General features: G+C 42.4%; 14 protein-coding genes. 9 read left to right on the top strand and 5 right to left on the bottom strand.

The window, feature by feature from the left end; genetic code table 11:
- The first annotated feature begins 4 nt into the window (after positions 1 to 4).
- The 3 genes from LEP1GSC060_RS13645 to LEP1GSC060_RS13655 are packed head-to-tail and all read left to right on the top strand — an operon-like array spanning position 5 to position 1,214.
- The gene (locus LEP1GSC060_RS13645; RefSeq protein WP_003006362.1) at positions 5 to 607 is read left to right on the top strand and encodes a tetratricopeptide repeat protein; all 603 of its coding nucleotides are present in this window, start codon (positions 5 to 7) and stop codon (positions 605 to 607) included.
- Positions 607 to 801 carry a CopG family transcriptional regulator gene (locus LEP1GSC060_RS13650; RefSeq protein WP_036096483.1) on the top strand — a complete coding sequence of 65 codons (195 nt, stop codon included), beginning with the start codon at positions 607 to 609 and terminating at the stop codon, positions 799 to 801. Before LEP1GSC060_RS13645 ends, LEP1GSC060_RS13650 begins: the two co-directional genes overlap by 1 nt.
- Entirely contained in the window at positions 798 to 1,214 is a 417-nt protein-coding gene (locus LEP1GSC060_RS13655) for a hypothetical protein (protein WP_003005838.1), read from the top strand. The genes LEP1GSC060_RS13650 and LEP1GSC060_RS13655 overlap by 4 nt, the downstream gene beginning before the upstream one ends.
- Here the strand turns inward: LEP1GSC060_RS13655 and LEP1GSC060_RS13660 are convergent.
- The 4 genes from LEP1GSC060_RS13660 to serC all read right to left on the bottom strand — a co-directional run bounded on the left by LEP1GSC060_RS13660 (position 1,176) and on the right by serC (position 5,293).
- Positions 1,176 to 2,957 carry a LamG-like jellyroll fold domain-containing protein gene (locus LEP1GSC060_RS13660; protein ID WP_003006714.1) on the bottom strand — a complete coding sequence of 594 codons (1,782 nt, stop codon included), beginning with the start codon at positions 2,955 to 2,957 and terminating at the stop codon, positions 1,176 to 1,178. The two genes, LEP1GSC060_RS13655 and LEP1GSC060_RS13660, sit on opposite strands and share 39 nt — an antisense overlap.
- An 11-nt stretch (positions 2,958 to 2,968) precedes the next feature.
- Positions 2,969 to 3,406, bottom strand: coding sequence for a ribose 5-phosphate isomerase B (rpiB, locus tag LEP1GSC060_RS13665; RefSeq protein ID WP_003006736.1), 438 nt, complete (start codon positions 3,404 to 3,406; stop codon positions 2,969 to 2,971).
- A gap of 160 nt (positions 3,407 to 3,566) precedes the next feature.
- Positions 3,567 to 4,166, bottom strand: coding sequence for a hypothetical protein (locus LEP1GSC060_RS13670; RefSeq protein ID WP_036096484.1), 600 nt, complete (start codon positions 4,164 to 4,166; stop codon positions 3,567 to 3,569).
- The gene (serC, locus tag LEP1GSC060_RS13675; protein ID WP_003006188.1) at positions 4,166 to 5,293 is read right to left on the bottom strand and encodes a 3-phosphoserine/phosphohydroxythreonine transaminase; all 1,128 of its coding nucleotides are present in this window, start codon (positions 5,291 to 5,293) and stop codon (positions 4,166 to 4,168) included. The genes LEP1GSC060_RS13670 and serC overlap by 1 nt, the downstream gene beginning before the upstream one ends.
- Before the next feature lie 125 nt (positions 5,294 to 5,418).
- Here serC and LEP1GSC060_RS13680 point away from each other — a divergent pair, with 125 nt between their 5' ends.
- Positions 5,419 to 7,095, top strand: a complete 1,677-nt coding sequence (locus LEP1GSC060_RS13680) for a P83/100 family protein (protein WP_036096603.1) — start codon at positions 5,419 to 5,421, stop codon at positions 7,093 to 7,095.
- 127 nt (positions 7,096 to 7,222) lie between these two features.
- Here the strand turns inward: LEP1GSC060_RS13680 and LEP1GSC060_RS13685 are convergent, their stop codons facing one another.
- Complete coding sequence (locus LEP1GSC060_RS13685) at positions 7,223 to 7,915, bottom strand: SanA/YdcF family protein (protein ID WP_003006813.1); 693 nt, start codon at positions 7,913 to 7,915, stop codon at positions 7,223 to 7,225.
- A gap of 167 nt (positions 7,916 to 8,082) precedes the next feature.
- On the opposite strand from LEP1GSC060_RS13685, the gene LEP1GSC060_RS13690 reads away from it, so the two are divergent.
- The 5 genes from LEP1GSC060_RS13690 to ligA all read left to right on the top strand — a co-directional run bounded on the left by LEP1GSC060_RS13690 (position 8,083) and on the right by ligA (position 12,706).
- Positions 8,083 to 8,634, top strand: coding sequence for a Spy/CpxP family protein refolding chaperone (locus LEP1GSC060_RS13690; RefSeq protein ID WP_036096606.1), 552 nt, complete (start codon positions 8,083 to 8,085; stop codon positions 8,632 to 8,634).
- 6 nt (positions 8,635 to 8,640) lie between these two features.
- On the top strand, positions 8,641 to 9,153 hold the full coding sequence (locus tag LEP1GSC060_RS13695) for an RNA polymerase sigma factor (RefSeq protein WP_003006281.1): 513 nt from the start codon (positions 8,641 to 8,643) through the stop codon (positions 9,151 to 9,153).
- 16 nt (positions 9,154 to 9,169) lie between these two features.
- Positions 9,170 to 9,532, top strand: coding sequence for a hypothetical protein (locus tag LEP1GSC060_RS13700; RefSeq protein WP_003005815.1), 363 nt, complete (start codon positions 9,170 to 9,172; stop codon positions 9,530 to 9,532).
- A gap of 140 nt (positions 9,533 to 9,672) precedes the next feature.
- Complete coding sequence (locus tag LEP1GSC060_RS13705; RefSeq protein WP_003006659.1) at positions 9,673 to 10,644, top strand: M23 family metallopeptidase; 972 nt, start codon at positions 9,673 to 9,675, stop codon at positions 10,642 to 10,644.
- 16 nt (positions 10,645 to 10,660) lie between these two features.
- Positions 10,661 to 12,706, top strand: a complete 2,046-nt coding sequence (gene ligA, locus LEP1GSC060_RS13710) for an NAD-dependent DNA ligase LigA (RefSeq protein WP_003006487.1) — start codon at positions 10,661 to 10,663, stop codon at positions 12,704 to 12,706.
- The last annotated feature ends 181 nt before the right edge of the window (positions 12,707 to 12,887 follow it).

Genomic DNA, 12,887 nt, shown 5'->3' on the forward strand with positions numbered 1-12,887 from the left:
TGTCATGATTCCAATTCGTTTATCAATTCTGCTTTTCTACTTAACGTTTTTCTGTTTTTCGATTTTTGCAAACGAGGAAAGCCGGAAGGAATGGAACCGCGCGGTTAAGGAAAAAATTCTAAAGCTGAACGAAGCCGAGGAGGATACCGAATCGATTCCTTATCTTCAAAAGTTCGTGGAAAAAAATCCTGCGGATCTTACGGTTAAACTCTGGTATGCGAGAGCCTTGTTCTATCGTAAGGATTTGGAAATTCCCGGATACGCGGAAGACGTTTTTTCCAGAATGGAAAAACTCAAGAAAATCAAGGAGAACTATCTTCTTGCCGCAAAAACGTTCGAAGAAGTTTTAGAATATCTTTCTCAAGCGACTCCGAGAGATCCCGATCTCGGAAAATGGCATTTTATATGGGCGATGTCCGAATGGTACGCAGGAAGAGAAGACAGGGCGATTCAGATTTTTAAGAAGTCCTTTAAATACGATTTTAGACTGAACGAAGCGAACTACAATATCGCTTGTATCTATCAAACCCTGGGTCAATTGAAGGATGCGGATATTTATTTTAGAATATATCTTAAGAACGATAAGGAAATGAGAGAAGAAAACTGATGGCAAGAGTCGATAAACGATTCCAGCTCCTTATGACGGAGGAAGAACTCGAACTTCTCAAAAACGAAGCCGAAAAAAGAAATCTTTCTGCGGGTGAGATGTTACGATTGTCTTTCAGAAACGAAGTGTATCGATCCGATTCTTACGAAAGATTGGAAGCACTCAGAATTCTCGCAAACTTAAAGGAAGAATGAAATACTATCTCTCCAAGTCCTTATTGGAAATTCTCGTTCAAGGCCCTTCCGATTTAAAAACGGTCGTCGCGGGTTCGATCGAAAGATTGATCAAAGAACAACATCTGTTTTATACCGGCACGATTTCCGTTTTTTCTTTGTTGGAAAAAGAAAAGGATCCTATCAAACGAGAAATCTTTTGGAGTCAGACAAAACGGCTTTGTTTGGATATCCTGGATTTTAAATCCGAAAATCTTTCCTTGGCGCAAAAACTTTCCAAAGAATTCGGGGAAGTTGATTGGGTTTGGAACGAAATTTCGATCGCGATCGAAAAGGATTTGGACGGTTTTATCACCGTGGATAAAAATCTTCCGGATCAAAAGATGATCAAGGTCTTACTCGCTCAGGAAATAAATTTCGACGGGATCGCTTAAGGTCGATACTTGATCTTTTCCGGTTTGAAAATGATAGAATTTATTGTAGGCGCTGATTCTAAAAAAGTAAGTCGTTCCTTTTTTTAAGAACAACTGATTCTTTTCCAAAAGGATTTCCGAATTCAGGGAAATGATCCTATTGTCGATACACGTCGAAAGTTTATTATAATATTCTTGAATATGATTTGCGTTCTTTCCCGGAGGAAGTCCCGTGATCGGATCGAGATAGTCGGAGGCCGGATGTTTTGGACGATTCTTTTTATTCGGCGTTCCTTCGGAGAAAGTTCCACGAACGATTCCTACCATTCGATCCGGATGAGTTCCGTAATGAATGAAATAGCCGCCGCCGTTGATTACATCCCTTTCCGGATTGGACTTCCAATTCAAACAAACGCTCGGTCCGGAATCATCCACTCCATTTTCCGCAACTTTTAAACCGAGAGGACGTACGGGAGGATCGGTTTCCCGAAACGTCAGGGATATATTTTTTAATTCGGGAGTTCGGTTTCCGCTCGGGTCGGCTTTAAGTTTGGTTCTCCATTGATAGTATCGAAACGGGAGAAGATCCTCTTTGTGGTCCGAAATCCCCAGAAATTTCTTTAGGGAACCTTTCAAGGAAATTCTATACGTGTCCGGTTCGAGCGAATCTACTTTATAATTTTCTAATTTTCTTAAGTCTACTCCGATCCACGCCGGGGTTTCGGAAGCGGGCGTAAACGGGGTCGGAGAAACTCTGAAATAAAGTTCCATCGCCGATGAGGTCGGAACCGCGGCCTTGAGTTGAACTTCATCCAGAAAAGAACTTGAATACTTGCTCTTATAAACGGGCGAAATTCCCGTTCCGAACTTGGATTCCGAAGTGTGTGTTTCGGGATCAAAGTTTTGGCCGGAAAAAGAAGTATCTTCGGAACTCGGGTTCGGTTTTCCTTGAAAGACCGAAAAATTTTCCATCCAACCGTAATACGAACTTGCGATACGAAACGAAGTCGTGTCATCCGGATGAAATCCGATGCGAGTCAAATTTTGATTGGCCGGAACGGTTCCCCTTGCGGATTCCTTTCCGTTGAGATAAAGTACGATTTCTCTTTCGGACGGATTGAAATGGAGAAGAACTCGGTTCCACTGATTTTTTTGTAAGGTCGTGTTCGAAGTGAGAAACAAGGAAAGAAAACGTTTTTCCTCCGTTTCAAAAAAGGAATAAAATCCAGCCTTGAGTCGATCGTCGGCGATTTTTAAATTCCAACCGTAACTGTTTCCGGAAGTTTCGTAGAGTTTGGAAATCAGAGTCGCGTCTTTTTCGACCGTTCCCGGAAGAAAGTTAAAACCGATGTAAAATTCTTTGGTTAGATCTTTGGAAGTCAAAAGACCCGAGTTGGAATGTGCGATTTTAATTCCGGTACGTTTTCCGGAAAAACGCGCGCTCCGGGTCGAATGGAATACGTTTTCCGAATCGGGTAAATACGAAGACATAAGAACTTTATAATTTCCTGATATATCTTTCAGATCGGAGGGATTTCCGGATTCGAAATTCAAATAAAGATCGGAGCCGACGTTTCGATTTCGAGTTTGTAGTTTAAGAGTTTTGTCATCTCCGTTTTTTCCCGCAAGTTCGAGTCCGTTTTTTTGCAGGTCGCCTAACGGAAGAACTTTGGTCTCCGAAAAAAGAGAGAAGGATGAAATAAAAAAAAATAAAACGGTCGGAGGGAAGACGATTTTGATTTTAGAATTTGAAATCGATCGCATCCGATTTTTTGTTAGGAATTTAAGGTTTCGAGTTGATTGACTCTTCTTTCGTGACGTCCGCCTTCGAAAGAGGTATTTACCCAAGTGCGAACGATGTTGAGAGCCAGTTCCTTACCGATGATTCTTCCGCCCAAAACGAGAACGTTTGCGTTGTTATGGCGTTTGGACATTTCCGCGGTAAATTGATCGTGGCAAAGCGCGGCGCGGATTCCGCTCATACGATTTGCGGCGATGGAAGCTCCGATTCCGGTTCCACAAAGGGCGATCAATCCCTCCACTTCTTTGGAAAGAACTTTTTTACAAGCTTGTGAGATGATAATCGGATAATCCACGGAGGTTTCGTCCTTGGTTCCGTAATCCACGATTTCCAATTCTCCGGAGAGGGAATTGCGAAGAAATTCTTTGAGTTCAAAGCCTCCGTGATCCGAGGCGATTCCGATTTTTTTCATGACCTATATTGGTTATGTTTCTACCGGATTCAGGTTTCAAGCAAATAATTCTTTCCCTATTGAATTCTACGAGCGACTTTATAAGTGAGATAACCCTAGCGCAAGCGACGCTGTAAGTAAGATAATAGAGCGCGCCTTTGTAACAAAGAGCCAAGTCGATTTAAAGAATGGAATCTCGAAACGTTTTAGACATTGCATCCCAGAACTCGACTTGAAGGAGGAATAACGAAAGATAGATCATTGAAAAATTTTCTTCGGAGATTTTTTCCCCTTTGAGCGCAAAGCCTGTCGCGTCGTTGAGCCGGGTCAAAAGTTCCTTCTTTTGTTTGAGGTGCGTCGTGAGAAGTTCCCATTCGATCGAGTTTAGAGATCTTGTTTTTTCATCCGAAAGGACGTAATTCTCATAATAAGAATTCAACTCCGCGTATATGAAAAGATAACGATTCCAATCCAAAAGAAGTTTTGTATAATCTTCTTCCGATAAATTCTTACTTTGGATACAAACGATCGATTGAAATCTGGATTTTCCTTCTTTGTATGCGATCGTTTCCGCGATTCTTTTTTTCTCCTCCAAAGGAAGAGGGGACTTGAATAAGTTCGAAAGTTCGGAAGAAGCGGCCTCGTTTGTAAAACAATCCCGAACCGGAGTTTGTGTATTGAAATTCAACCCGGAAGCGAAAGGATTTCCGGACACAAGACCGCCTAACGCGGATATTAGGATCAAAATCCGAAAATTCTTTTTAAAGGACGAAAGTTTCATCAAACCTTGGATTCAAAATCCTTCATAAAGGAAACGAGCTTTTGAACTCCCGTCAGAGGCATGGAGTTGTAGATCGAAGCCCGGAAACCTCCCACCAATCTATGTCCGCCTAATCCGTGTAAGCCGTTCTTTTCCGCCTCGTCCAAAAACTTAGAATCCAAATTTTTGTCCTTGAGTAAAAATACCACGTTCATCCTGGAACGCGCCCTTTTTTGAACCGGGCAGACGTATAAGGAAGAAGAATCGATAAAGTCGTAAATCAACTTCGCTTTTTGTTCGTTGATCGTTTCGATGGTTTCGATTCCGCCTAACTTTAAAAGCCACTCGAACACGAGTTTGGCGATATAAATCGAATACGTGGAAGGAGTGTTGTAAAGAGATCGGTTCTTTACCATCACGGAATAGTCCAATAGAACCGGAATTTTTCTTCCTGAAATTCCGAGAAGATCGTTTCGGATGATCGCAAGACTGAGTCCGGAGGGTCCGATATTTTTCTGAGCGCCCGCAAAGATGACTCCGAAATCCTTTACGTCGATCTTACGGGACAAAAGTTCGCTCGTCATATCGGCTACGAGAGGGATACGTTTGATTTTAGGAAGTTCGGGATACTGAGTTCCGTAGATCGTGTTGTTGGAAGTGATATGAAGATATTTTCCTTTTCCGGAAAGGCTTGCGTCGGTCAGAACGGGAACGTCCGTAAAATGATTTTCCGTCGCATCGTAGATAACGTTGACCCCGTTGAACTTAAGACCTTCTTCCCGGGCCTTTTGCGTCCAGATTCCGGTATGTGCGATGTCGAAACTTTCTCCTTCTTTGAGAAGATTGAGAGGAAGAGCGGAGAAGTGTAACGTGGCGCCTCCCGAAAAGAATGCGATCGAGTAATCGTCTCCAAGATTGAGAAGTTTGCGTAGAAGGATTTCCGCCTCCTTGATTACGTCTTCAAAAAGAGGTTCTCTATGACTGACTTCCATCACGGACATTCCGGAACCTTTATAGTTCAAAAATTCGGCCGCCGCGATTTCCATCACTTCGTTGGGGAGCATCGCGGGCCCCGCACCGAAATTGTAAATTCTTTCTTGGAACAAATACATAAGGGATAGAGTTACGGAAGGGAGGTTGGGGATCAACTTTCTTCCGACAAAGAAAACTCGGGATCGGGAAAAATCCTTGTCTCAATAGAATGCTTAAGGATAATCTATTCCCGGGTCAAACGACTCTTTCTCTTCGGGAGAATAAAAAGGAGAATTTTAGAATGTTCAGAATCTGGATCGCGTTCGTATGTTTCGGTTTTTCTTTATCGTTATTTTCTCAAGATAGTTCCAAACTCGGAGAAAAAGAAGTTCGATCTTCGCAGAAGGTTCGTTTTATCAATCGATCTTCGGAGAGAGCCGGGGAGGAAGTGCGAGGAACCAACGAGAAAGTCGGTTTGAGTCTTGCGGACATTCTGAAAAAGGAACCCGATAAAACTCATACACAAGGCGGAATCAGCGTAACTAGGATCGCTCCCGAAGAAAAAAAATTCGGAGCGGACGTTTTTGCGATTTTGGAAGATTCCGATTACGGACATATCAATTCGATTCAGAGAATTCTGGCGGGTTTTGTAAAATCCAATTTCGGTTACGACGATAAAAATTCGGACATTCTCGCCACTTATATTTTGTATTACAACGCCATTCATAGAAAGGATAAGGGTTACGTCGGAAAGAAATATTCCAATTCCGTAATTAAGTTTGTAAGTCATAATTACATCGGAATTTCCAAACGTTATTCCGAATGGCCCGGAAAAACCCAGATTCTGATTCCTCTTGTGGAAGACGTTCTCGGTAAGGACGTTCATACGGACGAATTGGAAGACGAGGTAAATAAAGAACTGGATAAGAAAAAAGAAGGCGAAGGCGAAAAGGATAAGTTCAGCGATCTTCAGAACGAAAAAAATAAGAAAGAATTGGAAGAAGTTAAACGTAGAAAAGAAGAGAATCAAAACAAACAAAAAGAAATTTCCGATAAGGAAACGAGAACCGATAAGGAACTTCAAGATCTGAACAAGGATCCCGTAAAAAATAAAACTCAGATAACGGAAAAGAAAAAAGAAAAAGAGCAGATTCAAAAAGAAAAGGAAGCCGCTAAAAAAGAAGAGCAGAAGTTAAAGGAAAAAGAAAAGGAAGTCGTTAAGAAAGACGAAGAAAGAAAAAATAATAAAACCGGTTCCTCGGGTTCTTCCGGCTCCTCAAGTTCTTCTAAATCCGATTCTAAAAGCGATAGCAGCAGTAAGTCCGGAAGCGATAGCAAATCTTCTTCGGATGATAAAAAATCGGAAGCCGAGTTGAAAAAAGAACTCGCAGACACGAAGAAAGAATTGGAGACCAAAAAAGAGGAAGAAAAGAAAAAAGAAGAATTCGATAAGAACGTTGTGGGTGGAAAAATTCTTTTCTTAAAAACTCTGAAATATTTGGATAAGGGACATTATAACAACGAACTTCAGGTTTTGGATCCTACCAAAGACGACACGATTGTTAGAGGAGACTTCAACAAGATCTGCGGTAGAACTTTCGAGATTGTGGACGGAAAAGCTCTTGTGATCGGTTTTGAAGACGGTCACTCTTCCAATCATAAGTTGATTTTGATCGATCAAGAAACTCTGAAGCCGACGATTTCAGCGGAAGACAATATTTTCTGGAGATCTCCTATGATCGTTAAAGGCGACGAAATTTATGCCTTTGAGGAAGTTGAGGAGAAATATTATCTTTCTCGTTTCGGTAAAGACCTCAAAAAACAAGCCAAGTCTTCGGAAGAAATCAGTCCGAATTCGAACGTAACTTTTTACGGTGAAAAAATTTATGTTACCGGTAAGGAAGAAAGTTCGGGCAGTGTGCAGATTACGGTTTTTAACAAGGCGGATCTGAAACTGATCAAGAAGATCAAGCCGTAATTTTCGAAATCAGGTCGGGACGGTAGTATAACGTGAGTTCGGCGGTTGGAAATTCGGGCGAATCGGAAACCACTAACACGCCCGCGTCGATTCTCACGACCTGAATCCGAAATTACATTATAAAATTCTAAAGCGCAGAACCTTTCCAGGTTTTAACGCCGCTTCCTTCGATCGGAAACGGATCGCCCAGATATTTCGGATTCGTCTTGAATAAATTCATATCGATCCAAGCGAGAGTTCTTGCAAAAAATTCCCTGAACCTGCTGAAAGGTCCGCTCGTATAAATTCTTCGATCCGATTCAAAGGCTTGAAATCTGAGACCGATCTTATTCGCAAGAAACGCCGCCCGAGGTTGATATACTCTCTGACTGACAAAGATCAGATCTTTTATCCGAAAAATTTCCTTTGCACGGACCAATGTGTCTAACGTTCTAAAACCCGCATGATCGACGAATATGTCCTTTTCGTTCACCTTGTTTTTCAGGATGTAGAGCAACATCGGTTTTACTTCATTATAATAAATCGAACCGTTGTCTCCCGAAAGAAGAATCTTTTTCACCTTACCCTGATGATACAATTCCAGAGCGCAATCCAATCGATCTTTTAAAACGGCGGAAGGTTCGTTTTTATAAACGGAAGCTCCGGGAACGACCGCGACCATCGCCGGACGGGCGGATCTATGATTCTGATACTTTTCGGTGCGGAGGTATAATTCTTCAAAGCTAAAATCGATCGCGATCGGAACGGTTATAACGAGGCAAAAAACGAAAAGGCTTCGGGTATAAAATTTGGATTTTTTGAGGAAATTTAGGTTAAACACGAAATCGCGAATCCGTCAAAATCAGGAAGGTTTTTTGATAAGCTTACAAGCCAAAATTCAACGGAGAAAGTTCTTTTTTTCTTTTCAACGGATCCAAGCCCGGAAAAATTTTCGAAACAGGAAACAAACTTTTGAACCAAGGGTCTTATCGATTGAGAAAAAACCTCATGAACCTCCTGAATACATTCGTCAGAATTACTGTCGCCGGTTGTTTTGTTACGCCGGCGGTCATTTTTTCCCAAGAGTTGATGGGGCTTCGTTCCGGTATGGATTCCAATCCTCCTCCGGTTCGGCAGTTGGCGCCGATTCGTCAATTGAGAAGTTTCGGTCTCGTATTCGGAAACGTGGACACGGTAAGAGAAAGATTTGCTCTTTCCGAAAAACAATTGGACGAGATCTCTAAGATCAATGAAAAACACAAACGGGAACATTTCAAATGGCTCCAAAAAATTTCTCCGATCGAAATAGAACTGGAGGGACTTTTAATGGAGCCTAACGTGGATCTAACGAAAATCAGGAAACACCTAATCGAGATCGGAAAGTATACCGCCGAAATTCGGATCAATCAAATCTCGCATCGTCTTGCTATCGAAAAAGTGCTTACTCAGGATCAAAAATCCAAAATCAAAGAACCTTCCGCTCGTCCGGAGCCCGGATTCCCCGTGAATCTTTTTTCTCCGGAGAGAATCATCCTTCCTATACAAGGAATTTTACACTGAGGTATTATGGACCAGAAAGAATTTACCGAATTGATCGACTCGACCAAACATATCGTACTTTCGGCGATTAAGAAGAATTTATTCGAGGAATTTCACGATTCCATCGACGACGTAGTTCAGGAGACGTATTTCCGCGCATACAAAAGTCTTTCCGCAAATAAGTTTCGCGGAGATTCTTCCATAAGCACTTGGCTTTATACGATCGCAAGAAACGAATCTTTAAGAATGAATCAAAAAAGATCCAGACAAACCGTGCTTGCCGGTAAGTTGAAAGAGAAAGTGATCTTGGACAATTCCATTCAGGAAAAAGAAGCCGCGTCGGCGAGTTTTACCGATTTTGAACTGAAAGATCTTTTAGCTATACTTCCGTGGAAGTATAAATCCGTGTTGAGTCTTGTCGGAGAAGGTTATAAGGAACAACAGATCGCCGAAAAGTTGAGTATTCCCGAAGGAACCGTAAAGTCTCGGGCGTTTCGTGGAAAACAAATGTTAAAGAAAATTTTCGTAGAGAAGCAGTAGATAGGATCAAAGCAGTATGAAATCGAACGGATTCGAGAAGGAAATTTCGGACAGACTTTGTAGCAAGGTTTGGAGTTCTAAAATCTGTGACGCGGTTTACAAAAAACGCCGCTGGAGAATGATTCAACTGGCGTTCATTACGTTTTTATTCGCGTTTTTTTCCACTTCTTTTGTATGGCTCGCTTTTTTTGAAAATCAAGGAGCGGGACTCGCGCGTAACGAACTTCATTCCTGGATTCAGGAACAGATTTACGGAACGACTGTGGAAGCGGAATCTAACGTGCAGAATGCGATCCATAAAGCGGAAGATCCGATGAAAAACGCTCCGGTTTCTTGGGACGTGGATACTTTGATCGAGGCTTCTTTGGATCGAAGATAACGACAGACGTAATTCGGTTCGATCGACTCGTACTACGCTGAACCGATCGATATGGATCGGAAAGGAACCGGGTTTATCGATCCGGTTTCCACTTGACCTGTATTTCCCCCGGATAGATTCTTAATCTCGAGTCTATTTCGATGGAAAAAGAAATCCGTAAACGATTGGATCGAGTTAAGGAGAAGGGTCATCAAAGACTGACCGTACTTCTCATCCCTCACGGCTTCGATAAATCCTTTCATTTTCAAATTTCGGTTTTTACGATTTTCTTTTTGTTCAGCCTTTTGATTTCCATTTTGGGAATCGCCGTTTTCGGAATCGTAAAATACAATAATACAAGAAAACAAATCAACGCCTTAGCGCAAGTCTACGGAAAATACTTCGACGAATATATCGAATACTCGGAACAACTCGAAGGAGTTCAGGACGATTTTCTCGCGCTTACGGAGAACTTAGAAGAAATTTATTCTCTTATCGACGGACACGGAGACGAGATGCTGAAACTTCCCGATGAGTCCGATATCGAAACGATCGCGCTCGCGGAACTAAAAACGGAAGAATCGGCGGACAAGGATCTCATGTTGGGGAGAAGTTATCTTTCGGAAATCTACGGATATCGCACAACGCGGGTTTACATGGACAAACATCGACCTTTGATGGACAGTGTTTATGATTTTCTAAATCTCAGGTACGACGTGATGGATGCGATTCCTTTCGGGGAACCGTTGTATTCTTACAATCTCACTTCTTATTTCGGAACGAGGAGATCGCCTACGACCGGTTATATGGAATATCACGATGGGATCGATCTTGCAAACGTGCCGGGAACTCCGATTTATGCGACGGGTAACGGAAAAATTCATCGAGTCGTTTATTCGAATCGAGGTTACGGAAATCATATCGTAATTCAACACGCGAACGGTTACTTTTCCCTTTTCGGACATTGTACGAAAATTTTCGTGAAGGAGGGACAACAGGTCCGCAAAGGAAATCTGATCGCAACGGTCGGCTCCTCGGGAAACGTTACCGGGCCTCACTTACACTACGAAGTATGGATCGGGGAATCCAACCGCACCGATCCTATGGAATATCTCAAAATCCCCGTTTATTGATTTCATCGGAGTCGATATGCCAAAGAAGAAAGACGATTCTCGTAAAACTCTTTCGGAGAAGGAGGCTAAGAAAGTAATAGCCGAACTTTCCGATGAAATCCGCCGTCATCAGTATTTATACTACGTAAAAAATCGACCTAAGATATCGGATTTCGATTTTGATAAGCTGTTCCGGCAACTTCAAGACTTAGAGGAAGAATTTCCGCAGTTCAAAGATTCGGCAAGTCCTACTTTGGTTGTGGGTTCGGATCTGGACAAGGACTTCGAAAAGTTTCAGCATAAACTCCCCGTATTATCTCTCATCAACACATACAACGAAGACGAGTTGATGGATTGGGTCAATAAAACCGATCCGGACGGACTATACTCGGTGGAATGGAAAATAGACGGAGCGTCCATCGTATTATATTACGAAAATGGAATGCTTCAGAACGGAGTTACCCGAGGTTCCGGCGGGATCGGAGACGACGTTACCGATAATATCCGCACGATCCGTAATATTCCTCTTCGTCTGCCGGAGCCGATTACGGTTTATCTTCGAGGAGAGGTTTTTATGACCTTCAGGGACTTCGAGGAATTTAACGCGCTATCTTCGGGTAAATACGCAAATCCAAGGAATTTGTCGGCCGGATCCATCAAACAAAAAAATTCTTCGGATACGGCAAAACGTCCTCTTCGGATTTTTACCTACGACGCGACCTTTCCGGACGCCGCGAAAAAATTCAAAACACACGAAGAGATTCTTTCCAAACTCGAAAAACTTACGTTTCCGGTTCCGCCTAACACCGTTTTTGTGACCGGCTCTAAGATCGCAAAGACGATCAAAGATTTTAAAAAGAAAAAGGATAACTTAGGATTTCCGACCGACGGACTTGTGATTAAACTCGACGACGTTTCCAAGCGGGACGCTTTGGGTTATACTTCCCATTCTCCCCGATGGGCGAGGGCGTATAAGTTCGACGCGGTGATGAAAGAAAGTACGATCGTCGACATCACTTATGCAGTCGGTCGAACCGGAAAAATCACTCCGAGGGCCGAAATCGAACCGGTGAGCCTTGCGGGTACGACGGTTACGTTTGCAACTCTTCACAATCAAGATTATATAGACGAACTCGGAGTCGGAATCGGAGCGATCGTAAGAGTCGCAAAACGCGGAGAAATCATTCCCGCCGTGGAAGAGGTCGTTACTCCCGGTAAGGATGTTTTTCAGATTCCGGATCGTTGTCCTTCTTGTAATACGAAAACGATCAAAAAGGAAAGTTTAGTCGATCTGTTTTGTCCGAACCCGGATTGCCCCGATCGAGTGAAAAACGGAATTATCTTTTATTGTCAAAGAAAACAGATGGATATCGAAGGGTTAGGCGATAAACAAATCGAATTCTTATACGATCACGGTTATATAAAGTCCGTCGCAGATTTGTACGATCTAAAGGATCAAAAAGAAAAATTGATGGAAGAGGAAGGTTTCGGAGAGAAAAGCGTAACCATTATTCTCAACGGAATCGAAGAATCCAAACAAAAAGATTTTCGTTTTGTACTTCCATCCATCGGACTTTCGGAGCTCGGTCATAAAGTAACGGAATTGTTGATCGAACACGGAATCGATTCCATGGACGAAATTCTTTCCATTTCCAAGGATCCAAAAAGAATCGAGTCGCTTTTGGAAATCCCGGGTATCGGACCTTCTACGGTTCAAGCGTTTCAAGAGAATTTTTCCGATCCAAGAATCTTAAATCTCATAGAACGTCTTAAAAAAACGGGACTCAAGTTGAAAGCGGATCCGGTAAAAGTCGCCGATCAACAACCGTTTGCGGGACAATCTTGGTGTGTTACGGGCTCCTTTGAAAATTTTCAGCCCAGGGATAAGGCGATGGATTTGATCGTCTATTTCGGAGGAAGAAAAGTAAGCGCCGTAAGTTCTAAAACCACTCATCTTTTGGCCGGACCGGGCGCCGGATCTAAATTAGAAAAAGCGAATGAACTTGGGGTCGCGGTTTACGACGAAAAACAATTTTTGGATCTGCTGAAGTCCTTGAAGATCGACTTTAAGAACCCGATTTAGAACTCGTCCTTAAACTTCGTTTTCATTTTGATAAAACTTGATTCTGATTTAAGTTCGTTTTAAAAATTCCCCGGTTCTATTTTTAGAAAGCCCTCTTAAAATGAACAAAAATTGAATATTCAATTGAACGTATGTTTCTTTTTCCTTTCCAGCGGCGGTTCAAAAATAGCTTGATGGAGTA

This window comes from Leptospira weilii serovar Ranarum str. ICFT (assembly GCF_000332415.1).
Taxonomy (GTDB): Bacteria; Spirochaetota; Leptospiria; order Leptospirales; family Leptospiraceae; genus Leptospira; species Leptospira weilii_A.

What these genes read in the sequence shown, in the direction of transcription:
- LEP1GSC060_RS13660 (WP_003006714.1), bottom strand. Translation starts at nt 2,957, where the DNA reads ATGCGATCGATTTCAAATTCTAAAATCAAAATCGTCTTCCCTCCGACC.
- LEP1GSC060_RS13655 (WP_003005838.1), top strand. Translation starts at nt 798, where the DNA reads ATGAAATACTATCTCTCCAAGTCCTTATTGGAAATTCTCGTTCAAGGC.
- LEP1GSC060_RS13700 (WP_003005815.1), top strand. Translation starts at nt 9,170, where the DNA reads ATGAAATCGAACGGATTCGAGAAGGAAATTTCGGACAGACTTTGTAGC.
- rpiB (WP_003006736.1), bottom strand. Translation starts at nt 3,406, where the DNA reads ATGAAAAAAATCGGAATCGCCTCGGATCACGGAGGCTTTGAACTCAAA.
- LEP1GSC060_RS13670 (WP_036096484.1), bottom strand. Translation starts at nt 4,166, where the DNA reads ATGAAACTTTCGTCCTTTAAAAAGAATTTTCGGATTTTGATCCTAATA.
- ligA (WP_003006487.1), top strand. Translation starts at nt 10,661, where the DNA reads ATGCCAAAGAAGAAAGACGATTCTCGTAAAACTCTTTCGGAGAAGGAG.
- LEP1GSC060_RS13650 (WP_036096483.1), top strand. Translation starts at nt 607, where the DNA reads ATGGCAAGAGTCGATAAACGATTCCAGCTCCTTATGACGGAGGAAGAA.
- LEP1GSC060_RS13690 (WP_036096606.1), top strand. Translation starts at nt 8,083, where the DNA reads ATGAACCTCCTGAATACATTCGTCAGAATTACTGTCGCCGGTTGTTTT.
- LEP1GSC060_RS13680 (WP_036096603.1), top strand. Translation starts at nt 5,419, where the DNA reads ATGTTCAGAATCTGGATCGCGTTCGTATGTTTCGGTTTTTCTTTATCG.
- LEP1GSC060_RS13695 (WP_003006281.1), top strand. Translation starts at nt 8,641, where the DNA reads ATGGACCAGAAAGAATTTACCGAATTGATCGACTCGACCAAACATATC.
- LEP1GSC060_RS13705 (WP_003006659.1), top strand. Translation starts at nt 9,673, where the DNA reads ATGGAAAAAGAAATCCGTAAACGATTGGATCGAGTTAAGGAGAAGGGT.
- LEP1GSC060_RS13645 (WP_003006362.1), top strand. Translation starts at nt 5, where the DNA reads ATGATTCCAATTCGTTTATCAATTCTGCTTTTCTACTTAACGTTTTTC.